The following is a 379-nucleotide window of genomic DNA, read 5'->3' on the forward strand; positions in this document are numbered from 1 at the left end:
GGATCACCTCCTTTCTATGGAGACTCGTCACGGTAGAGGATGAACCTTGCTAGTTTTTCTAGTGAAGGGATGAAACCGCTACGCAGTGAGATGTCGAGGTCGAACCGGACGGAGACCTCCCAACAGGTTGCAGGCGAGTCATATCGCAAGCAGCCCGATGGGACAGGTCCGAACGGAAATGTTACGCACGCAGCGCAACACAACTGTTTGATTTTGAGGGACTGGAGAAACTTACCGGTTGAAAATATCGACCGATTATAGTAGACTCTGAATTCCGGTGATGAACCGGATGGACCTCAACAACAAACTGATCTGGTGGCAATGGCGGAGGGGTCACACCCGTTCCCATCCCGAACACGGAAGTTAAGCCCTCCTGCGC

1 rRNA gene is annotated in these 379 nt (G+C 52.5%); it reads left to right on the top strand.

Features of this window, described 5'->3' with window-relative positions:
- Positions 1 to 311: 311 nt before the first annotated feature.
- A 5S ribosomal RNA gene (rrf, locus tag H1S01_RS20935) occupies positions 312 to 379 on the top strand; the annotation flags it as partial.

Origin of the sequence: Heliobacterium chlorum, assembly GCF_014502795.1 — a bacterium.
GTDB classification, from domain to species: domain Bacteria; phylum Bacillota; class Desulfitobacteriia; order Heliobacteriales; family Heliobacteriaceae; genus Heliobacterium; species Heliobacterium chlorum.